The organism is Nocardia cyriacigeorgica, assembly GCF_010858045.1.
GTDB lineage: Bacteria > Actinomycetota > Actinomycetes > Mycobacteriales > Mycobacteriaceae > Nocardia > Nocardia cyriacigeorgica_E.
In genome coordinates this window covers 27,770-49,479 of sequence record NZ_JAAGVC010000040.1, presented here as the reverse complement: position 1 = coordinate 49,479, position 21,710 = coordinate 27,770, and the positions used below count along the sequence as shown (strand labels likewise).

The following is a 21,710-nucleotide window of genomic DNA, read 5'->3' as shown; positions in this document are numbered from 1 at the left end:
CCCCTGAGCCGATTCCCGCTCCCGCTCCCGCCCCCGCGCCGCCGGTCTACCCGGACAACCTCGACGGCTGGATCCGCCAGGCGCTCGACATCATGGCGGCCAAGGGCATCCCCGGCTCCTACGACGGCATCATGCGCAACATCATGCGCGAATCCACCGGTAACCCGCAGGCGATCAACCTGTGGGACTCCAACGCCGCCGCGGGCATCCCGTCCAAGGGCCTGCTCCAGGTGATCGACCCCACCTTCGCCGCCTACCACGTCGAAGGCACCCCGTTCGACATCTGGAACCCGGTGTCCAACATCGTGGCCGCCTGCAACTACGCGGCGCACCGCTACGGCTCGATGGACAACGTCAACAGCGCGTACTGACCCGAATCCGGCGTCTACCGGCCCGACGTACACTGCGCCATGGCCGATTACGCCCACTCCGACGCAGCGGCCAGGAGCCGCGCCGAGAAGGCGCGGCGCCTGGCCGGATTCATCTGGGAACGCGGTATCACCGGCACCGAATTACTGGCGATGCCCGCAGCGCTCCGGCGCAAACTGGCCCGCGCCGCACAGACCAATCCGCCCAGCACCGGCGAGACCTGGGAATCGGTAGCGCGGTTGCTCGACGAGAAAGACGCCTGGGCCGCGCGCAATCCGCACCATCCGGCCGCCGCCCGCGCACATCTGGACGAGAAACTGCTCTGGGTCAAACCGCCGATCACGCCCTGGTCGTGAGCTCAGACGGCTTCGGCCTCGCCGTCCACCGCAGGTTCCGCGCCCCCTCGTTCGGATCGCTCGACGACCCGTTCCGACAACGTCCGCAGCGCACGCGCCTCCGCCTCGGTGATGCCGTCGATGAACATCTCCCGCACGAGCGCCACATGGCGCGGCGCGGCGCGCTCGAGCAGCGCACGCCCCTGCGGCGTCAACCGGATCAGCACACCACGGGCGTCCCCGGCCACCGGCTCACGATCGACCAGCCCACGCGCGGCCATGCGCGCCAGATGCTTGGACAGCCTGCTCTTCTCCCAGCACACGCGTGCCGCCAGCTCCTTGGCGCGCAGACAGCCGTCCGGCGCCGCCGAGAGCGGGACCAGCAGCTCGTAATCGGGCATCGAGAGCCCGTCGGCCGCCAAGCCCGCGGTGATCGCCGCGTCCATCCGCTGACGCAGCAGGATGTAGGCCTGCCAGGTGGCCTGTTCCTCGTCGCTCAGCCATCGCACCACCCCACGATGCTAGCCACAGATGGTTGACATAGACACCAACCGCGGCCGCGGGGCTCACCACCAGCCGGTGGTCGCGCCGATCTGGCGTTCCAGCTCCGGGGCGATGGTGCGGACGTAGCTGGCCGTCATGTGGTGCTCGTCGTGATAGACGAGCACATTCCCGATGACCACCCGGCACACCTCGGGACCGCACACCGCATCGCTCAGATCCAGCAGGTGGACGTTCGGGAACGCGGCGGCGGGCTCGACGGCGGGGTTCACCGGTGAGAGCGCCTCACTGCGCGCGATACCGCAGCTCTCGGCGTTACCGCCGGCGGCAAGGCAATCGACCGCGCGGTACCGGGTGCCCTTCTCATTACGCAACCACGGCGTGTCACGGATGGCGAGCACATTCAACTGTCGCTCGGCCATCGCCGACCACACCTCGACGAACTCGTCCGGCGTGCGATCCCCGCCGATCGGCCACTGCGGTTCGGTCGCGGTGGTGAACACCCAATCCGGGCGCTCGGCGCCGAGCCGGTCGATCACCGCGCGCGACCAATCGCGGCAGTCCGGGATATCGAGGCCCCGATACTTGGCGTCCTCGCGGATATTGAGCGGGCAGCCCATCTTGAGCAGCACGACCACCTTCACCCCGTGCGCGTGCCCCAGCGCGTCCAGCGCGGGCAGCCAATGTTCGGCATGGGAGTTGCCGACGACGGCCATGGTGCGCGTTCCGGCCGGATCACCGTAGGTGCAGGTGGTGATCTCGGTGGTGAACCAGTCCGAGATACAGCCGTCGATGGTGGAGGCGGGCACATCGCCCGGCGCTTCCAGGACCGAGGGCCGCACCCGGGCGGGCGGGACCGTGGCGCCGGCCAGCAGGGCCTCAGCACCCGGATACACCACCGGATCGAGCGCGCCGATCGGCCGTGCCGGATTGGTGATCAGCACGCCCTGCCAGAACCCCGAGACCCCGAGCACCAGCGCGGCGACGACGGTGACCGCGACCGCGGCACCGCGGCGCAACCACACCGGCGAGGTGATCGCAGCGCCCGAACGCAGCCGCAGCGGTTCCTCGATCAACCGATTCGTCAGCACCGCGAGCACCAGCGACAAACCGATGATCAGCACCCCGGCTCCCAGGGTGACCTCGGTGGTGTCGGCGCGGATCAAGTAGTAGATGAGCAGCGGCCAGTGCCACAGGTACAGGGCATAGGCCACGGCTCCGAGCTCGACCATCGGGCGGGTGGCCAGCAACCGGGACACCGCTGGCGTCCAGCCCGCTTCGGTGCGCACACCCGCGAGGATCAACGCGACCGCCGCACCCACCGGGAACAGGGCAGCGGGCCCGGGGAACTGGCGCGCACCGTCGAAGAGGATTCCGCAGGTCAGCACTGCCAGCAGGCCCGCCGCCGCGAGCACCGACAACCCCGCCTTCGCCCACCACCGCGCCGGCATCCGCAGAAACGGCACGACCACCGCGAGCAGGGCGCCGACCAGCAGCTCCCAGGCCCGGGCGCCGCTGTCGTAGTAGATCCATTCCTGATACGTGGTCGAACGCAGCGCCGCATAGATGAACGAGGCGATACCGAGCACCACCGCAAGCGCCGCTACCGCCGGACGGATCGCTTCGCGGCGCCCGGCCCGACGGCACCCCCACGCCACCGCGGCCAGCAACAGGGTGATCGCGATATAGAACTGCCCCTGCACCGCCATCGACCACAGATGCTGCAGCGGGCTCACCGACGGATCGGCCGCCAGATAGTCGGCGGCGGCATTGGCCAGGTACCAGTTCTGGTAATACAGCGCCGAGGCCACCGTCTGGCCCGACATATCCGCCCACTGGGTGTAGGGATGCTCGGCCACCGTCATCACCACGACCAGCGCGAGCACCACGAACAGCGCGGGCAGCAGGCGGCGGGCGGTCCGGCGGAAGGTCTGCCACAGGCCGATCCCGCCGTCGGCCTCGGCGCGGCGCAGCAGCATGCCGGTGAAGAAGAAGCCCGACAGCACCAGGAAGACGTCGACGCCGCCGGAGACCTTGCCGAACCAGACGTGGAACGCGACCACCAGAGCGATCGCCACCCCGCGCAGGCCGTCCAGATCCAGGCGGTAGTCGGCCGGTTTCGCGGCCTCCGGCACCGAATCGGCGGCCGCCGTAGCGACCGCCGAGCCCTCGCTGATCCGCACCAACTGCTCTCTCCCGGTTTAGCTCAATCGCCCGCACACCGGGCGCGCGATGATCGCGCGCGGCGGTAGGCATACAACGGACACAGCTGAATCCCTATCACAACCGGCCGTTTCACCGGAATTCACCGAACACCCCCGCGCGCGTGTCCCGCCCCTGGTCCGCGCCGCGGATCCCCCGCTCGCCACCGGCATCCGGGAGTCATCCGGTTGACAAGTGCGTGGGTCGTCACAACAGTGGATGCGGCGTTCGGACTCAGAGCGCCAATTCCACCGCAGCAGAACATAGAGGAATACATGAACGTTCGCCGGCTCACCGTCAGCGTCGCCGCCGCGGGACTGACCCTCCTCGCGGCCCCCACCGCGCTGGCCGTCCCCGCCCCCTCCGGTTCCGCAGGCACCGGTTCGTCCGCCGTCGACACCGGTTCGGCAGCCACCGGCTCGGCCGGAACCTCGCAGACCGGCTCGGCCGGTGGCGCCTTCGCCAACTGCGAGGACGTCAAGGCCGCGGGCCGGGCGCCGATCTTCCGTGGCGAACCCGGTTTCGGCCCGCACCTGGATCCGGATGGTGACGGATTCGCGTGCCCGACGGTCTGACACTCTCCACACAGACGAACACCCGGTGCGGCTGCTGCCGACCGGGTGTTCGTCTGTTCGCGGGCCCCGCGCTCAGCGGAAGATCTTGACCAGCACCAGTCCGGCGAGCAGCACCCCGGCACCGATGAGGGTGTACTTCACCTTGGGCTCGTTGACCTTGGCCACCACCAGCTGCTTGGTGTCGTCGGCGATCCGCTGCGGATCGGCCCGCACCGCGATCTCGTCCAGCGTGCTGGCCAGTCGCGTCCGCGCGGCCTCGATCTCCTGCTCGATCCGCTCGGTATCCCTTGCCACTTGGCGCCTCCTGTAGACAATTGCCGGGTTCGCGGGCTCCCGGGCCCGGCCGTCGTGCGCGGGCCGGTCCAGGGCTCGCCGACGAGTGTATCCGCGCTCGCTGTCGGCGCCTTCGGTTACGGTTCGGTGATGACCGACAACCGTCTCTCCCCCGGCGATCCCGCCCCCGATTTCACCCTGCCCGACGCCGACGGCAAGGACGTCTCCCTCGCCGACTACCGCGGCCGCAAGGTGATCGTGTACTTCTACCCGGCCGCGAGCACCCCCGGTTGCACCAAGCAGGCCTGCGATTTCCGCGACAACCTCGGCGAGCTGTCCGGTGCCGGCATCGATGTCATCGGCATCTCCCCCGACAAGCCGGCCAAGCTGGCGAAGTTCCGCGACAACGAGGGCCTGAACTTCCCGCTGCTGTCGGATCCCGAGCGCAGTGTGCTCACCGCATGGGGCGCCTTCGGCGAGAAGACGATGTACGGCAAGAAGGTCACCGGCGTGATCCGCTCGACCTTCCTCGTCGACGAGGAAGGCAAGATCGAGGTGGCCCAGTACAACGTGCGCGCCACCGGCCATGTGGCGAAGCTGCGCCGCGATCTGTCGGTGTGAGGTGAGCTGTCGGTGTGATCAGCTGCCGTAGGCGTTGAGGAAGCATTCGTAGCCGTCGAGCAGCCGCTCCATGCCGAACTCGAAATCGCCTTGCTCCCAATCGATGTCGTCGTCGTCGAAGGCGCGGTTGCTCAGCGCGGACAGCAGCGCCGGGAACTGCTGCGGATCGAGTAGCTGCCGCAGCGGTTCGGTGAAGTCGGCCTCGGACTCGAGGCTCGGGGCGATATCGCGGGCCGCGCGGCGGCGCCCGATCACATACAGCGACAGGTTCATCACGAGCTGGAGCTTGACCGCGTCGGGCACCGGCACCTCGCGCAAGGTGCCGAGTCCGGCCTCGAGCCAGGCCATATTGTTCGGGCCGAGCGGCGGTGAGCCGCCGAACGAAATGTCCAGCGCCCAGGGATGCCTGCCCAGCACCTCGTATTCGCTGCGCGCCCACTGCGCCAGGCCGGCGCGCCAGGAGGTGCCGGGCTCGATCTCCGGCGGCAGCCCGATGACGTGATCGAGCATCATCTCCATCAGGGTCGCCTTGCTGTCCACATAGCGGTACAGCGACATCGCCGTGAACCCGAGTTCGCGGGCGACGCGGTTCATCGACAGCGCCGCGAATCCCTCGGCATCACCGATCGCGATGGCGGCCTCGATGATCTGCTCGAGGCTGAGCCCGCGTTTGGGGCCGCGACCGCCCGGCTGTTCGAGCCCCCACATCAGCGCTACCGCCTTCGGTAGCTCGCCGGTACCGGACGTCATCGTCTGCCATCCTCCTTTGCTCGCGTCGACTCTATCCGTGTCCGCGACCGCCTTCCCTTGCGCCCATAAACTGTTTACTCTATAAACGCAGTATAGGTTATAAACAGTTTTGGATCGGAGATCCTGATGAGTTCCTCTCGCCCACCCGCGCTCACCCTCGCCCACTTGGGCAAGTCATTCGGAGAGCGCGTGGTGCTCGACGGCATCGACCTGAACATCGCTGCCGGAACAGTTTTCTCGCTGCTCGGACCCAACGGTGCGGGCAAGACGACGATGGTGCGCATCCTCGCCACGCTGAGCACGCCGGACCAGGGCCGGGCCCTGGTGTTCGGCCACGACGTCGTCGACGAGCCCGCGATCGTGCGCAGGCTCATCGGCGTCACCGGCCAGTACTCGGCCGTGGACGAGGTGCTGACCGGGGTGGAGAACCTGCACCTCACCGGCAAACTGCTGCACCTGGGCCGTGCCGAAACACGCCGCCGCACCGCCGAATTGCTCGAGCGGTTCGATCTGACCGAGGCCGCGAACCGTCGGGCGGGCACCTACTCCGGCGGTATGCGCCGCCGCCTCGATCTGGCCATGAGCCTGATGAGCAGACCACGCATCCTGTTCCTCGATGAACCGACCACCGGTCTCGACCCGCGCAGCCGGCGCGATCTGTGGCAGGTGATCCAGGAGCTGGCCAACGACGGCACCACGGTCTTCCTGACCACGCAATACCTAGAGGAAGCCAACCAGCTCGCCGACCGGGTGGCCGTGCTCGACGGCGGCAAGCTGGTCGCCGACGGGACGCCCGAGGAACTCAAGCAGCTGGCCCCCGGCGGCCACATCAGGCTGCGCTTCGCCGACAGTGCTCTGCTGTCGGCCGCCGCCCGGGCGATCGATACACGAGTGGTGCCCGCGGGCGATCGCGTCCTCGCCGATACCGAGCAACTCACCTTGCAGGTGCCCTCCGACGGCAATGCCGGCGATGTGAAGCGGCTGTTGAACCGCTTCGACGAGCTCGATATCGCCGTCGACCAGCTGACCGTGCACCTGCCGGATCTCGACGACGTGTTCTTCGCCCTGACCGGCCACCCCACCTCCGCCGACACCGCAGCCTGACACCGCACCCCGAAACGAGATGACGATGACCACCCTGTCCCCCGCCGCGCGCACCGCGCGCGCCGCCGTCGATTCCGGCACCATGCTGGACCGCAATATCCGCCACACCCTGCGCAGTCCCGACACCATGATCATGACGATCGCGCTGCCGGTGATGATCCTGCTGATGTTCGTCTACGTCTTCGGTGGCGCGATGGATGTGGGTCCGGGCGCCTACATCGACTACGTGGTCCCCGGGATCATCTTGCTGTGCGCCGGTTTCGGCGCCGCGATGACGGCGCCGGCGCTGGCCACCGATATGCACAACGGCATCATCGACCGGTTCCGCACGATGGACATCGCCCGGTCGGCGGTGCTCACCGGGCATGTCGCCGAGAGCGTGATCCGCAATCTGATCACCACGGGCATCGTCATCGGTGTCGCGGTGGCGCTGGGCTTCCGGCCCACCACCGATCCGCTGCGCTGGCTGGGCGCCATCGCGGTGATCGCGATGTTCGTCCTCGCCCTGTCCTGGGTCGCGGCGGCGCTCGGCTTGCTTGCCCGCAACCCCGAGGCCGCCAATGGTTTCACCTTCGTGTTCATGTTCCTGCCGTACGTGAGCAGCGCTTTCGTGCCGACCGAGTCGATGCCGACCTGGCTGCATCCGTTCGCCGAACATCAGCCGGTGACGCCGGTGATCGAGACGATGCGTGGGCTGCTCATGGGCACCCCGATCGGCGATAGCGCGGTGCTGGCGATCGGCTGGTGCGCGGCGATCACGCTGGCCGGCTATCTCGCGGCGCGCGTGCTGTTGCGGCGCCGCACCATGAACTGATCCACGCGGCCGCCGATCAGCTCGGCAGCACCTGCTCGGCGGCCCACTGGGCCAGCATGCGCACATGCTCGGTCCACCAGGCGTAGGACTCGGCGGTGAAGGCGGGCGGTGGCGGCGACTCGCCGGGAAACAGGAAACCGTGCGGTTCGCCGACCTTCACCTGCGGCTCCGGCACCACCGAATTGCGGCTCGGATCCCACGCGGCGGGCGCGGTTTCCGGTTCCGCTGGCACCAGCGGGATGCCCCGATCGACGCCGGGCCACGAATTCCGGTGGCCGGCAGCGTACTGCGGGCGCGGAGTGGTGTGCAGACTCTCGGTTTCCGGGACCGACGTTGCCGAACCCGGCTGGAATCCCATGGGTTCCGGCGCACGGGCCGGTGCGTGCGGCGGGTGCGCCCCGGTGCCGGGGCGGCCGGATTCGCTGCTGTCGGCGTCGACGGTATGCGAGTTCGCCGCTGACATCGCGTCGGTGGCGGAGGGCCCGGAGTGCCGGCTCTGCTGGGCCAGCAGATACACCCCGCCGCCGGCGAGGCCACTGGCCAGCACACCGGCGGCGGCCACCAGCGCGACCCCGCCACCGCGCCGGCGGCGCACCTGTTCGATCGGAACCACCGTGTCGATCAGATCGTCCATGGCGAACAGCGCGGCGCCGATGGCGGGCGCGGAAGCGGCGATCATGGACGGGAGCACGGGCGCACCGAATCCGGCGACGGCACCGGTGACGGCGGGCTGGTCGGCGCTCGAACCGATCAGCACCACCGCGTCGGGGCGGACCTCGGCGGCATCGAGCTGATCGCGGGCCACCGTGACCGCCGACCGCATGGTCTCCATGGTGACCGCGGCACCCGAATGGCCGGTGGCCGCCAGTACCCGGCTGCGGCCGGGATCGACAAGGGTGAAGGCCTGATAGCCGGGCACCACCTCGCAGATCAGCAGGTTGTCGAATTCGTTGAGCCAGGTCATCGCCCCCGCGACGCTCAGATGCGCCGACTTGGTGGATACCAGCGAGGCGCTGCGCCACGGCCCCGAGGCCAGCCTGGTGACGATCGCGCGACGCTCGGCGGCGTCGCGGTAGGCCACCGCCACCCCGTCGATCTCACCGGTGGCGCCGATCTCGGCCGCGATCCGGTCCAGCGCGCGTGCCACCGTCTCGGCCAGCTCGGCCTTCCCGTCACCCTCGGTGGTGGCCACCCGGTGCAGCAGCACCCGTTCGGACAATTTCGCACCCTCCGCGCCGAGGGCCACCGCGTGTACCGCACCACGTTCGGTGGACACGCCGAGAGTGATCACGGATCGAGCCTGTTCGGACCGAGCTACCACAGTTCACGCCTTCCCTGTGCCGCCACCGGCTCACGGACGCATCGAAACCCATGAGCCTGGAGAGATTTCCCTGCATTTCCCCTGGATCCCTGCCCTGAACACCCGCCGAAGGCACGTGCCCTTGGTATGTGTTCGATACCACGGCCGATCCGGATGGGTGGTGACAAATGACAGTTTCAGCCATCGGGAACAGCGGCCGTGTGCCGCGGACCGGCCGCTACCGCTAGCCTGGACGTGTGGAAACGCGCACGGAGACCAGGTCGAAACGACGCCTGGACCCTGCGTTGGATATGCAGGACGATCCGCAGGAGCTGATGCCGCGCAAGCGGCCCACGCAGGAACGCAGCAAACGCAAGTTCGACGCGCTGTTGCAGGCCTCGAGGGAACTGCTGGTCGAGGTCGGATTCGAATCGTTCACCTGCGAAGAGGTGGCCGCCCGCGCCGAGGTGCCGATCGGCACCCTGTATCAGTTCTTCGCCAACAAGTACGTCATCGTGTGCGAGCTGAATCGGCAAGACCTGGTCGCGGTTTCCCAGGAGCTGGCCGACTTCCACGGCGAAGTCCCGTCGCTGGACTGGTTGCGGCATATGAACCAGTTCGTCGATCACCTGGCCAGCCTGTGGATGACCGACCCGTCGCGGCGCGAAGTGTGGCTTGCCATGCAGTCCACGCCGTCCACCAGGGCCACCGGCGCGATCCACGAAAAGGAGTTCGCCGAGGTCGTCTCGCAGATGCTGCGGCCGCTGACCCCGCGCACGCCGCGCGCCCGGCGCACCATGATGGCCGAGGTGCTGGTGCACGTGGTGTATTCGATGCTCAACTTCTCGGTGCAGGACGAGCAGAGCCACGCCGACGCCGTCGCCGAACTCAAACGGCTGATGGTGGCCTATCTGCTGGTGGCGGAGAAGGAATCGCGCACCGCGAACGAGAGCTGATCAGCTCTCCGGCACCCGGCCCTCGATGAGATCGGCCAGCTCGCCCGGATCTTCCAGCACCACCATCGCCGCGGCGGTATCGCCGTCATGGGTCAGCGACAGGTGCACCCGCGCCCGGGGCAGGAATTCCGCGGCCAGGCCGTGCAACTTGATGCTCGGCCTGCCCCAGGCGTCGTTGACCACCTCGATCAGCGGATACGGGTTGTCCCCGATCTGCGGGCGGCGCGCGAAGCGAGACGATGCCCAGGCTTTGAGCACCGCCTCCTTCGCCGCCCATCGCGCCGCGTAGCTGCGGGCCGGGTCGGTGCCTTTGCTCTGGCAGTAGCGCCGCTCACCAGCGGTGAAGCTCTCCCTGAGCATGGTCGTCCCGGACCGTTGCAGCTGTTCGGCGAACTCGGAGATGGTTACCAGGTCCAAGCCGATTCCGAGGATGGTCACAGTGGCGCAGCCTACGGCGTGGCACGCCTCGCGGTGCCGGAACCGTCGACGAGTTGCCCGGTCTCACAACCACGTCCACCGATCCGGTACACACCGTCCGCGCCGAGCCTGGCCTCACCCGAGAGCAGCACGCCCGCTTCGAGCCCGCGCACCTGCGCCGCGGGAGTGCCGTCGCCGCCGAGCCGACGGTCGGCCGGCCGCTCGTAGAGCGGGGCGCCACCGCACATGGCCTCCACGAAGCGCTGACGTCCGGCGAGCTGACGCTGCTGTGCCCGGCGCTGGTAGTCCTCGCGCTGGTCCGGGTCGATCGCCTGGATGAACGCCTCCGGATGCACCACCGCGAGCAGCCCGGACACGTGCCCGAAGCCGAGCGAGGTCACCAGACCCGCCTTCAGCGGGAAACGCTCGCCGAAGCGCAGCGCCTCGCGCACCCACACCAGGTGCGGGTATTCGCGCATCTTCTCGTCGACGCAGTCCAGGCTCCGGTTCGGCGGCACCACACCGTTTTCCAGCACCTGGCACAGGCCGATCAGCTGGAACGCGGCCGCGCCGCCCTTGGCGTGCCCGGTCAGGCTCTTCTGCGAGATGACGAACAGCGGTGCGCCGTCGGAGCGGCCGATCGCCTCGGCGAGGCGTTCGTGCAGTTCCGATTCGTTCGGATCGTTGGCCGCGGTGGAGGTGTCGTGCTTGGAGATCACCGCGATGTCGTCCGCGCCGACGCCGAGCTTGCGCAGTTCGGCGGCGAACCGGGATTCCCGCCCGCCCCGGCCCGCGCCGAGCGCACCGAGTCCCGGCGCCGGGATGGAGGTGTGCACGCCGTCGGCGAAGGACTGCGCGTAGGCCACCACGCCGAGCACCGGAAGGCCGAGTTCGACCGCGATGTCGCCGCGCGCCAGCAGCACCGTGCCACCGCCTTGCGATTCCACGAAGCCGCCGCGGCGGCGGTCGTTGGCGCGGGAGAAGTAGCGGTCGCTGATGCCCTTGGCGCTCATGGCCGCCGAATCCGCGGTGGCCGACATGTCGCCGAAGCCGACGATGCCCTCGATACCGAGATCGTCGAAGCCGCCGGCCACGACCACCTCGGCCTTACCGAGCTTGATCTTGTCGACGCCTTCCTCCACCGACACCGCCGCGGTCGCGCACGCCGCCACCGGGTGCACCATCGCGCCGTAGCTGCCGACGTAGGACTGCACCACATGTGCCAGCGCCACGTTCGGCAGCGCCTCTTGCAGGATGTCGTTCGGACGCGGCTCGCCGAGCAGGTTGTCGACGTAGAGCGAGCGCATCGAGGACATGCCACCCATGCCGGTGCCCTGGGTGTTGGCCACCAGGCTCGGGTGCACCCAGCTCATCAGCTCGGCCGGGCTGAACCCGGAGCCGACGAACGCATCGACGGTGCAGGCGATGTTCCACAGCGCCACCCGGTCCACCGAGGACGCCATATCGGCGGAGATGCCCCAGACGGTCGGATCCCAGCCGGTGGGGATCTGGCCGCCGACGGTGCGCGAGAGCTTGGCCTTGCGCGGCACCCGGATCTCGGTGCCCGCCTTGCGGGTCACCGTCCAGTCGCCCGATTCGGCGACGGGGGTGATCACCGTGTGCTCGGGGTCGGCGGCGTGGAAGGCTCGGGCCTCGGCCTCGCTGCCGACGGTGAACGACAGGTCCTGATCGAGGAACACCGAGGTCATCAGCGGGCTGGTGTTGTCGATCATGGCGCCGTCGTCTTCGTAGCGGCGGATGCCGCAGCGTTCGACCACGGCGTCGTGGTACTTCTCGGCCAGCTCGGATTCGGGCACGTAGTCACCGGTTTCGGTGTCGTACCAGCCGGGCTTGGGCTCGTTCTCCCAGGTCACCATGCCGGTGGTCCAGGCCAGCTCCAGCACGCCCGCCGCCGACAGCTCGTCGGAGACCTCCATCTCGAAGCGGGTGCGCGCCGAACCGTACGGTCCGAGCTCACCGGCGCCGACGATCACGACCATATCGGTGAGATCAGCCGTCACCTGTCCCCATTCGGGCACCGGAAGCGCGGAGGTCAGCGTCGGCGGAGCGGGCAGCGCCGGAATCAGCTGCGCCTGCTCGGCTTCCGCGTCGTCCGCGACGGCCTGCTCGGCTTCGGCGGCCTGCTTGGCCAGCGCGGGCAGGTCGAGCTTGGCGCGGGCGAGACCGCCGGTCAGGTCGATCTGCTGCGGGCCGTCCGCGGTGACCGCGCGCGCCCGGGACGTGGCCCATTTGAGCAGCTCGTCGGCCATCTCGGCGGTGGACCAGGTCTGCACGCCTGCCTTCTCGACCGCCTCGACCATCGGGTCGTTGTGGCCCATCAGGCCGGTGCCGCGAACCCAGCCGATCAGCGCGTGCACCAGGGTGACCCGGCTCGACCACGACTTCTCCGCCCGCCACTTGGCGACCACCGCGTCCAGCGCGGCCTTGGCCTCGCCGTAGGCGCCGTCGCCGCCGAACAGGCCGCGGTTGGGCGAACCCGGAAGCACCACATGCAGTTTCGCGTCCACATCGTGGTCGGCGCCGAGCTTGGACAGCCCGCCGATCAACCGCTCCACCGACCACAGCAGCACCCGCATCTCCATTTCGGCGCGGGCGCCGGCGTCGGAGAGATCGCCCGCCACGCGCGGGGCCGCGAACGGGAACAGCAGCGTCGGGGTGAGCGCGTCCTTCACCTTGATCTTGGCGCCGCCCGCGGTCTGCACCTGCTCGGTGCCGACCCATTCGATCAGCGCGTCGATATCGGTGTAGGAGGCCATGTTCGCAGGCACCACCCACAGGGCGGCGCCGTTGCGGGCGTTGGCGCGGTAGAGCTCGCGGTAGAAGGCGAGCCGGTTGTCGTCCAGGCCGGAGGTGGTGACCACGACCGTCGCGCCCCCACCGAGCAGGCGCCCGGTGACCGCGGCGGCGATGGAGCCCTTGCTCGCACCGGTGACCACGGCGACGTCGGCCGACCACAGGCCCGGTTCCTCGGTGCTCAGCGCGGCCGTCGCGATCCGCTCGTAGTGGCCGGCCAGCACCGAACGCGCTTCGTGCATGGCCCGCTGACGCCACCACTTCGCCTGGGCGGCAACGGCTTCCCCGGCGCCGGCGAAACCGTCCACCGGCTGCTTGGCGGTCTCGGAGTCCTCGGCCAGCCACAGCCGGGCCAGATCCTCGCGCGCGGTGGCCCAGCGGTCGTCGATCAGCACCGCCTTGCGGGCATCGAACGCGGGGGCGACCAGGCGCGGCCAATCCGAACCCAGCTCGGCCGACACCAGATCGACAAGGCCGTCCTCGGTGGCCTCCGGCGCGGAGATCTCCTCGCTGAGGCCGAGCTGCTCGAGCACCAGGCGCGCGGCCGAGGCCAGCACGCCGTCGCGGCCGGTGATCTGCTCGGTGAACTCGCCGAGCGCGGCGGCGTCCACCGTCGCGCCGCCGCCACCGCCGGTCGCGGGAAGCGCCACCGAGATGCCGCGGCGCGCGGCGACGGCCTGCACGGCGGCGTCGATGGCGGCGTCCACCGAGGCGGCGTCGGACAGCGCACCGGAGACCAATCCGCCGAGATCGCCGCCGCGCACGCTGGCGCCCTCGCGGGTGCCGAGCGAGACCTCGGCGGTGACGTGGCTGGCCCAGCCGTCACCGAGTTCCCAGACCTTCTTGACCCGCTCGGCGATGGCCGCCGGCCGCTTACCGGAGGGGCCGAACACCTTGCGCAGGTGATCGCCGATGGCGTCCGACAGCACCGAGCCGAACGGCTTGTAAGTGCGGGCGAGCCGGTCGACGGTGGCCGACAGCGCGCCCATATCGGCGTCCGCGGCACCGTCGATGGCACCGAGCGAGAGCTCAGCGCCGAGGTCGACCAGCAGCTGGTTGCGCCGGGAGGACACGCCGTCGCACAGGCCTTCGATGGTGTCGACCGGACCGATCTGGTCGATGCGCAGCTTGGTCCACAGTGCGATCAGCACGCGGGTGGCGTCGGCGGCGGTGAAGGCGATGTCGTCCGGGCGCGGTCCGCCCGAGGCGGCCGGTGCGGCGGCCGGAGTCGGCGCCGCAGCGGGTGCCGGTGCGGCGGAGGCGGTTTCGGCCGGTGCCTCTTCGGGCTCGTCGACCGGCGCCGGATCGGTGTCGGTGGAGTACACGATGCCGGCCTCGCGCTCGATATTGAGCACCTCGACGGTGGTGGTACCGAAGGCCGGCAGCTTCAGGGTCTGGCTCGCCAGGTTCGCCACCGTCGGCGTCGCGCCGAGGCCGATCTCCACGAACCGCTCCACTCCGAGCCCGCCGTGCGCGGTATCGGTGAACAGCAGGTCCTGGGTCTCGATCCAGCGCACCGGGCTGGCGAACTGCCAGGCCAGCAGCTCGATCAGCACCACGCGGCACAGTTCGGTCGGCCGCTGCGACCAGGAGTCGAAGTCGGCCAGCACCGCGGCCAGCGGCTCCGAGGGCACCAGATCGGCGATCTCGGCGATGAATTCGCGCTCCAGCGAGAACGGCTTGGGCACCAGGTTCGGGATGTAGCGCCCGACCAGCACCTCCGGATGCAGGTTCTCCGGCAGCAGCTGTTCGAGCTTGTGCCGGAACTCGGGCACACCCTCGCGCAGCACCGTGGAGTGGAACGGGACGTCGATGCCAGGCACCAGGATGAACGCGCGCTTGCCGCCGAATTCGGCGCGGCGACGGTCGATTTCGGCCTCGAGATGCTCGAGCCCGGCCACCGTGCCCGCGATCGCGTACTGCGAGCCACGCAGGTTCAGGTTGACGACCTCGAGGAACTCACCCGTCTGCTCGGACATACCCGAGACGAACCCGACGACCTCGTCGTCCGGCAGCCCGAACTGCGAGGGCCGGATCGCGGCCATCCGGTAATCGCTGCGGCCCTTGGCATCACGCGGCACCAGCTCGTGCATGGCCGAACCGCGCTGGAACACCACCTCGAGCACGGCCTCCAGCGGCAGCACTCCGGCCACCGCGGCGAGCGCGTTGTACTCACCGACCGAATGCCCGGCCAGGTAGGCGCCCTCGACGAAGGCGCCGGCCTCACGCAGCTCGGCCACCTGCGCCACCCCGAGGGTGGCCATCGCGACCTGGGTGAACTGGGTCAGGTGCAGCACGCCGTCGGGGTGCCGGTGCTCGACGCCGCGCGCCTTCAGGTAGGTCGGGTTGTCCCGCACCACGGCCAGGATGGAGAAGCCGAGCGCGGCGCGGGTGTGCTTGTCGGCCCGATCCCAGATCTCCTTGGCGGCCTTGGACCGCGAGCGCGCGTCCAGGCCCATGCCCTTGCGCTGGATGCCCTGACCCGGGAAGGCGTAGACGGTCTTGGGGGCGGCGGTGCGGCCGGTCGCCGTCATCACCAGGTCGCCGCCGGTGCGGCAGGACACCTCGACGATCTCGCTGCCCTGATCCACCGCGACCCGCTCGACGCGCACGTCTATCTCCGCGCCGGGGCGAACCATGCCCAGGAACCGGGTGGTCCAGGCGGTCAGCGTGCGTGCGGGCACCGAACTCTGCGGATCGACTGCCGACACCGCGTGCTGGGCGGCGGCCGACAGCCACATCCCGTGCACGATCGGGCTGCCGAGTCCGGCCAGTTTGGCGGCGGCCTCGCTGGTGTGGATGGGGTTGTGATCGCCGGAGACGGCGGCGAACGCGGCCATGGTGCGCGGCGCGACGATGGTGACGTCACGGCGGCGGCGCCGCGGGGTGTCGGTGGCCTGTTCGGACAGCGTGCCGGCCGCGCGCGGCGGATCCGACAGCTCGCCGGAGCCGTTGCGGCCCCGGATGGCGAACCGCTCGGTCAGCTCGGCCAGCGGCACCACGTCGAGGCCCTGATCGCGCATCTCGCCGACGGTGACCCGCACTTCGACCACGCGGCCCATATCGGTGTCGAGCACCGACGTCGATTCCGCGCGCACCACCAGAATGCTGGTGTCGCCTGGCAGTTCGCGCAGCAGCTCGATCTGGTGATCGAGGTGCACCAGGTCGAGCATGCCCTCGATCACCGAGTCCGCGGTATCGGTGCGGGTCGCGCCGAGCACCGCGAAGACCGCGGGCCAGCAGGCGCCGACCAGGACATCGGGCACGGTGCGGCCGAGCGTGCTGAGATCGGCCGGCAGCCCGGATCCGGTGACGCCGGCGTGGTCGGCGATGAGATCGGGGGTCCAGGCCAGGTTGACGTGGGCGACGCGGCCCTTCACCTCGGGCAGCGCCTGGCCCGCGGCGACCGCGAGCAGCGCGGACATGGCGGCGTCGGCGTCATCGGCGGTGACGACCGGCGCGCCGCCGTTGTACACCGAGACCGGCACGGTGATCCGGATGCGCACCACATTGCCCGCGTACAGCGGGACGGTGAGCTCGACGTAGCTGTTCTCGGCCACCGGACCGGTGGTCTCGACCAGCGTCGCGCCGGTCGGCGGGTGCACCGCGCCTTGTCCGTCGACGGTCCAGTCACCGAGATCGCCGAGCCGGTGTACCGGGTTGACGGTGGTGCGCCCGGACCATTCGACGTCCGGGGCGGCCAGCACCACGTCGATCGGTCCCGAGGTCACCGACGCGGTGCGGCGCGCGTCCACCGGGGCCGGGACGACGCCGGCGCGGACCAGCGAATACGCCGTGTCCTGTTCGAAGCGGTCGAGCAGTTCGCCCACCGGCTCGTCGACCCGGGTGATGCCCGCGACGGCCACCGTGCCGGGGATGATGCACACCTGATCGGCGGAGTAGCGCGGATCATGGGCCTGCCACAGCGAATCCGACCGCCACCAGCGCCGCACGTCGGCGTCGACGACGGGCACGAAGTTCACCGGCTTGCCGGGGGTCTTGCACAGCGAGATGAAGAACGGCACGTCGGCCGGGTGCAGCAGGGTCTCGGCGACGGCCGGGTACTGCTTGCGCAGCTCGCACAGGGCCGCGACCGGGCGCTCCAGATCCTCGTCGGTGAACAGCGTCGGGATCTCGCCGCGGTCGGCGGGGTTGAGCCGGGATTCGGTGCGGCGCAGCATTTCCGCGAAACGGTCGCGCCAGGTGATGTCCAGCCAGACCGAGCGGGTGGCGTCGAGGATGGCCTCGCCGAGGTCGCTGCCGCAGTCGAAGTCCTTGCGCCGGTCCAGGCCGACGGCGAGTTCGACGTAGCGCTCCAGCCATTCGGCGTAGGTCATGGTGGCCAGGTCGCCGAAGTACGGCTTGGCGGTGGCGTCGAGCGCGGCGATGATCTCCTCGCGGCGCGCGGCCACGGCCTCGGCGTCACCGGCGACCTCGTCGAGCAGGCGGCCGGTGCGTGAGGCGGCATTGTCGATCTCATGGATGTCGGCGCCGAGCTGGCTGCGGCCGGAGGCCATGCCGCCGCTGGCGGTGCCCGCGCCCACCCAGTCCGGGGTGCCGGGGGTGTCGACCAGCATCTGCTTGACCTCGGGGGCCGTGGTGGCCTCCAGGGTCGCCATGGCCGCGGTGCCGACGAGCACGCCGTCCAGCGGCATCACCGGGTAGCCGTGCGGCTGCGACCAGGTGCCGGTGAGGTATTCGGTGGCCCGCTCCGGGGTGCCGATGCCGCCGCCGACGCAGACCACCACGTTGTCCCGGGCACGCAGTTCGGCGTAGGTCTCGAGCAGCAGGTCGTCCAGGTCTTCCCAGGAGTGGTGCCCGCCCGCGCGACCGCCCTCGATGTGCATGATCACCGGGTAGCCGGGGATCTCGTCGGCGATCCGGAGCACCGCGCGGATCTGCGCCACGGTGCCCGGCTTGAACGCCACGTGGGTGATCCCGGCTTCGGTCAGTTCCTCGACCAGCGCGACGGCTTCCTCGAGCTCCGGGATGCCGGCGGTGACCACCACGCCGTCGAACGGAGCGCCCGCCGCGCGAGCCTTCTGCACCAGCCGCTTTCCACCGAGCTGGAGCTTCCACAGGTACGGATCCAGGAACAGCGAGTTGAACTGCACCGAGCGGCCCGGGTGCAGCAGCGTCTTCAGCTCGGCGACCCGGTCGGTGAAGATCTGCTCGGTGACCTGACCACCACCGGCCAGCTCGGCCCAGTGTCCGGCATTGGCGGCGGCGGCGACGATCTTGGCGTCCACCGTGGTCGGCGTCATGCCCGCGAGCAGGATCGGCGAACGGCCGGTCAACCGGGTGAACGCGGTCTCGACCACGATCCGGCCATTGGGCAGCCGCACCGGCTTCGGCGCGTACGCCGACCACGGCTGCGCCACCTCGGGAGCCGCGCCCGGAGTCAGCAGGCTGCGCTGGCCCGCGCGAGTCGCGACGGCGACGATGCCGACGCCGGTGCCCTTCAACGAACCGCCGGTCACCCGGGACAGCAGATCGCCGGGGCCGAGGTCCAGAATCCATTCCGCGCCATCGGCGACCACGGCGTCCACGGTCGCGACCCAGTCGATCGGGTCGACGAGGATCTCCTTGGCCAGCGAGCCGGCCAGTTCGGTGTCGAGACCGCACTGACCCGCCCAGCCGGCGACCAGGTCGACGGTGTCGGCCAGCGCCGGGTGGTGGAATGCGACGTCGACGTCGACGTCCTCGAAGACCGGCGCGAACACCGCACCGCCACGCACCTTCGCCTCGCGCTCGCGGGTCTGCTCGGCGTGGATCTGCTCGCACCGCAGCCGCACCCGCTCCAGCTGCGCCGGCGTGCCCGACAGCACCGCGCGCCTGCGACCGTTGCGGATCGAGACCACCGCGGCGGCCGCGGGATCCACGCCCTCGGACACCTCGGCCACGACCGCGCGCAGCTCATCGGGATCGACATTGGATACCGCCACCATCGGCGAACGCTGCCCCACCGGCATCAGCCCGCGCCGGCGGGCCACCAGTCCGGCTGCGGCGCCGATCAATTGGGCGATGGCGAGCAGTTCGGCGTCGCGGGCGCCGCCGGCTTCCACCGCCGAGGCCGCCAGCCTGCCCTGCGAATGCCCGACGATCGCGACCGGCGCGTGCTCGGCCGGGTCGAGCCCCTGCAACCGGAGCGCGCGCAGCGCGGCCAGCTGGCTCAGCATCACACCCGGCATCGACACCGTCGCCGAACGCAGTACCCGCTCCGACGGCGCCGCGGAGGTCTCGCCCTGATCGGCGTCTACCAGCTCGTCTTCCAGCATCCAGCCGATCGGGTCGAAGCCCATCGGCCGGACCACCAGCAACTGCGCGGCAACGGGCTCTAGCAGCGCCGCGGCCTCGTTCACCAGCGCGGTGAGCTCCGGTTCCAGCGCCGCGTCGCGGCCGATCTCCTCGAGCTCGCCCAGCCACCGGGCCCCCTGACCGCCGAACGCCAGCGCGTACGGCGCCCCGTTCAGCAGACGATCCAGCAAGGGCGATCGCGTTCCGTCGGCTTCGCCCCTACTCGTGTGTGCGCGAAATCCGGTCCCGGCCGTGGTGCTCTCGTTGATCGTCAAGACGCTTCGACTTCCTTCTCGTGGCGACGTGCCGTCCGGGGATGCCGCACGTCCTCGTGCGCGCACTCCTCACCCAACTGGCCCTGATAAGGCGAGGATCGCACAAAATCATGAGGGAACCCTCACGTTTGCTCCGCCGCCACCCGGCTACCGTTCAGTATTTCGGCACGGAAGTACCAGAACTTTCAGAAACATGACCCCTCCTCATGTTTGAACCCGCAGGTCCCCCCACTGTTTCCGTTGACGAAACATGAGTCCCCCTCATATTGCCCGTTATCCAATCGTTATAATCGCTGGTCGGGTTACTCACGAGTACGCCACACCCATCCAACGCTTCGCGATCCGCCCCGAGACCGGTAGAGTTTGCACGGTCGTACCATCAGCGCGAGTGGCGAAATTGGCAGACGCGCCAGATTTAGGTTCTGGTGTCCACGGACGTGGGGGTTCAAGTCCCCCCTCGCGCACCACAGGAATCCGGGCCGCACCCATCGGGCGGTCCGCACTCGTTTCAGGCTACGCAGATCCCGCAACGACCAGCGATGACACGTTCTCAGCGTTGGGAATCATGGACGCGCCGGTCGATCGGTACACATCTGGCTACCGCTCTTCGAGCGGTCCGCGTGGCGACACCTCGATGAATCCAGCCGTCGAGCGCCGGGAGCGATGCACCCCCGCCGTCGCCGGATCCGCGACCGCGCCGCGAGGTATAGGCGGCAGGACTTCCCGGCCGACCCAGCCGTGCCGCTCGAAGCCATCTGCCGCGCCTGGTGCGCCCGCAGCGTGCGGGCTCCCGGGCGGATACCTCGTCTCCCAGGCGAGCGGCCGGGGCGGGCTGCTGCGGCCGCACTCGGCCGATGAGCGTGGCCGGTCGGCAGGGCCTGGGCGACCGCAAGCGACCGGCTAGCGGCCCGCGGCGAGCAACGCTGTGATCAGCGATCCGCGGTGCAGTGCAACAGAGTTGGCTTCGTCGGAGGCGTAGCTGGCGGTGGTGACGGTGAGCGAGTCCGGGTTGGGCCGGCCGAGGCAGTGCGGGGCGAGCCGGGTGAAGAACTCGCCGGGGGTGAACACCGCTTCCGGTGGATGGACGCCGGGCCGGTGCGGGCGCATCAAGGCGCCAACGGCCAGCGGGATTCCGGTCACTTCGGCCATCGTCAGCCCGGGTACCTGCCCCAGCGCGCAGGCGACCGTCGCCGGTTCGCCGTTCTTGTAGCCGCGGGCAAGGGCGAACAAGGGCGGCAGATCGGAATCGGCGAGCGCGCCGACCGAGCCCGAAGGCATCAGATTCTCGGCGACGGCCGCGATGGCGGCCGCGTGGGAGCGTTGCAGGACCTTTCGGGTCACTCCCCTGCCCAGCAGATGCAGCACAGCGACCACGTGACGGGGCGCAAGCGCGACGTTGACGCTCTCGCGCAGATCGGGGTAGGTGCGGGCGAGCGTCACCGGCTCCGGGTGCCCGAAGGTCCACCCCGCTGCCGCCCCGAGCCCCGGGTAATCGATGACGGTCTTGTGCAGCGGCTTCTCCCACACCTGCCGGCCCGCACGGATCACCGGGATGGTGTTGCTGATCTGTTCGATCCCGTGGGTGATCGCGGCGCTGGGCCGCCAGGACCGCGTCTGCGGCTGCGCCATGGCCAGATTCCAGCCGGTCACCACCGATTCGACCCGATCCAGGCCGTGGATACTCTGCACGGCAAGCAGATTCGCCAGCCCGGGGCTGGCGCCCACGCCGAGAACCGCGGTGATTCCGGCGGCCTCGGCCTCGGCGTTCATCTCCAGCATGGTCATGGTCGGCGCGGGGTCGTCGCAGACGTCGATGTAGTCGCGCCGCGCTTCGATGGCGGCGCGCAGCACACCGGGACCGAACCGGAAGTAGGGCCCGACCGTGTTCACCACGATGTCGCAGTCGCGGATCGCGGCGACCAGACCAGGGTGGTCGGTGACGTCGATGGATCGCGCGGCACAGCGGTCACCCAGTTCGGCGGCCACCAGGCGGGCCCGCTCCTCCGACAGGTCCGCCACCACCAGCTGTTCGACCTCCGGCTCGGTGGCGAGGACTCGTGCCGCTGCCCGCCCGACTTCGCCCGCCCCGCCCAACACCATGACCCGC

At 69.9% G+C, this 21,710-nt stretch carries 15 protein-coding genes and 1 tRNA gene; 8 read left to right on the top strand and 8 right to left on the bottom strand.

The features are described 5' to 3' along the window. Window positions 1-371 (top strand): transglycosylase SLT domain-containing protein (locus GV790_RS24125; RefSeq protein ID WP_163816365.1); only part of this gene is annotated, 371 nt, incomplete at its 5' end. 39 nt (window positions 372-410) lie between these two features. Further along, window positions 411-725 carry a hypothetical protein gene (locus GV790_RS24120; protein ID WP_163816362.1) on the top strand — a complete coding sequence of 105 codons (315 nt, stop codon included), beginning with the start codon at window positions 411-413 and terminating at the stop codon, window positions 723-725. 2 nt (window positions 726-727) lie between these two features. On the opposite strand, the gene GV790_RS24115 is transcribed toward GV790_RS24120, so the two are convergent. Continuing rightward, window positions 728-1,216 carry a MarR family winged helix-turn-helix transcriptional regulator gene (locus GV790_RS24115; RefSeq protein ID WP_163816360.1) on the bottom strand — a complete coding sequence of 163 codons (489 nt, stop codon included), beginning with the start codon at window positions 1,214-1,216 and terminating at the stop codon, window positions 728-730. 54 nt (window positions 1,217-1,270) lie between these two features. Continuing rightward, window positions 1,271-3,391, bottom strand: a complete 2,121-nt coding sequence (locus GV790_RS24110) for an acyltransferase family protein (RefSeq protein WP_163816358.1) — start codon at window positions 3,389-3,391, stop codon at window positions 1,271-1,273. Between the two features lie 291 nt (window positions 3,392-3,682). On the opposite strand from GV790_RS24110, the gene GV790_RS24105 reads away from it, so the two are divergent. Beyond that, a complete protein-coding gene (locus GV790_RS24105; RefSeq protein WP_014349542.1) occupies window positions 3,683-3,982 on the top strand; it encodes an excalibur calcium-binding domain-containing protein in 300 nt (99 codons plus the stop codon). 72 nt (window positions 3,983-4,054) lie between these two features. Here the strand turns inward: GV790_RS24105 and GV790_RS24100 are convergent, their stop codons facing one another. Continuing rightward, on the bottom strand, window positions 4,055-4,276 hold the full coding sequence (locus GV790_RS24100) for a DUF3618 domain-containing protein (RefSeq protein ID WP_014349541.1): 222 nt from the start codon (window positions 4,274-4,276) through the stop codon (window positions 4,055-4,057). A 129-nt stretch (window positions 4,277-4,405) separates the two neighbouring features. Here GV790_RS24100 and bcp point away from each other — a divergent pair, with 129 nt between their 5' ends. Beyond that, a complete protein-coding gene (bcp, locus tag GV790_RS24095; RefSeq protein WP_163816356.1) occupies window positions 4,406-4,876 on the top strand; it encodes a thioredoxin-dependent thiol peroxidase in 471 nt (156 codons plus the stop codon). A gap of 18 nt (window positions 4,877-4,894) precedes the next feature. Here the strand turns inward: bcp and GV790_RS24090 are convergent, their stop codons facing one another. After that, window positions 4,895-5,626 (bottom strand): TetR/AcrR family transcriptional regulator, encoded by a 732-nt coding sequence (locus tag GV790_RS24090; protein WP_163816354.1) that lies wholly within the window; start codon window positions 5,624-5,626, stop codon window positions 4,895-4,897. Window positions 5,627-5,752: 126 nt separating this feature from the next. On the opposite strand from GV790_RS24090, the gene GV790_RS24085 reads away from it, so the two are divergent. Both GV790_RS24085 and GV790_RS24080 read left to right on the top strand, forming a co-directional pair. Continuing rightward, window positions 5,753-6,730 (top strand): ATP-binding cassette domain-containing protein, encoded by a 978-nt coding sequence (locus GV790_RS24085; protein ID WP_163816352.1) that lies wholly within the window; start codon window positions 5,753-5,755, stop codon window positions 6,728-6,730. A gap of 25 nt (window positions 6,731-6,755) precedes the next feature. Continuing rightward, on the top strand, window positions 6,756-7,544 hold the full coding sequence (locus tag GV790_RS24080) for an ABC transporter permease (protein WP_163816349.1): 789 nt from the start codon (window positions 6,756-6,758) through the stop codon (window positions 7,542-7,544). A 16-nt stretch (window positions 7,545-7,560) separates the two neighbouring features. Here the strand turns inward: GV790_RS24080 and GV790_RS24075 are convergent, their stop codons facing one another. After that, entirely contained in the window at window positions 7,561-8,835 is a 1,275-nt protein-coding gene (locus GV790_RS24075; RefSeq protein ID WP_163816347.1) for a hypothetical protein, read from the bottom strand. Between the two features lie 320 nt (window positions 8,836-9,155). Between GV790_RS24075 and GV790_RS24070 the strand changes: the two genes are divergently transcribed. Next, the gene (locus GV790_RS24070; protein WP_171048418.1) at window positions 9,156-9,800 is read left to right on the top strand and encodes a TetR/AcrR family transcriptional regulator; all 645 of its coding nucleotides are present in this window, start codon (window positions 9,156-9,158) and stop codon (window positions 9,798-9,800) included. On the opposite strand, the gene acpS is transcribed toward GV790_RS24070, so the two are convergent. Next, on the bottom strand, window positions 9,801-10,238 hold the full coding sequence (acpS, locus tag GV790_RS24065; protein WP_014349534.1) for a holo-ACP synthase AcpS: 438 nt from the start codon (window positions 10,236-10,238) through the stop codon (window positions 9,801-9,803). A gap of 11 nt (window positions 10,239-10,249) precedes the next feature. After that, a complete protein-coding gene (locus tag GV790_RS24060) occupies window positions 10,250-19,603 on the bottom strand; it encodes a type I polyketide synthase (RefSeq protein WP_163816346.1) in 9,354 nt (3,117 codons plus the stop codon). A gap of 382 nt (window positions 19,604-19,985) precedes the next feature. Between GV790_RS24060 and GV790_RS24055 the strand changes: the two genes are divergently transcribed. Further along, a tRNA-Leu gene (locus GV790_RS24055) sits at window positions 19,986-20,070 on the top strand. A gap of 433 nt (window positions 20,071-20,503) precedes the next feature. Here the strand turns inward: GV790_RS24055 and GV790_RS24050 are convergent. Next, entirely contained in the window at window positions 20,504-21,703 is a 1,200-nt protein-coding gene (locus tag GV790_RS24050; RefSeq protein ID WP_163816375.1) for a saccharopine dehydrogenase family protein, read from the bottom strand. Window positions 21,704-21,710: the final 7 nt, after the last annotated feature.

Coding starts and splice junctions, on each gene's coding strand:
- GV790_RS24080 (WP_163816349.1), top strand. CDS start 6,756: ATGACCACCCTGTCCCCCGCCGCGCGCACCGCGCGCGCCGCCGTCGAT.
- bcp (WP_163816356.1), top strand. CDS start 4,406: ATGACCGACAACCGTCTCTCCCCCGGCGATCCCGCCCCCGATTTCACC.
- GV790_RS24085 (WP_163816352.1), top strand. CDS start 5,753: ATGAGTTCCTCTCGCCCACCCGCGCTCACCCTCGCCCACTTGGGCAAG.
- GV790_RS24050 (WP_163816375.1), bottom strand. CDS start 21,703: ATGGTGTTGGGCGGGGCGGGCGAAGTCGGGCGGGCAGCGGCACGAGTC.
- GV790_RS24105 (WP_014349542.1), top strand. CDS start 3,683: ATGAACGTTCGCCGGCTCACCGTCAGCGTCGCCGCCGCGGGACTGACC.
- GV790_RS24120 (WP_163816362.1), top strand. CDS start 411: ATGGCCGATTACGCCCACTCCGACGCAGCGGCCAGGAGCCGCGCCGAG.
- GV790_RS24090 (WP_163816354.1), bottom strand. CDS start 5,626: ATGACGTCCGGTACCGGCGAGCTACCGAAGGCGGTAGCGCTGATGTGG.
- GV790_RS24070 (WP_171048418.1), top strand. CDS start 9,156: ATGCAGGACGATCCGCAGGAGCTGATGCCGCGCAAGCGGCCCACGCAG.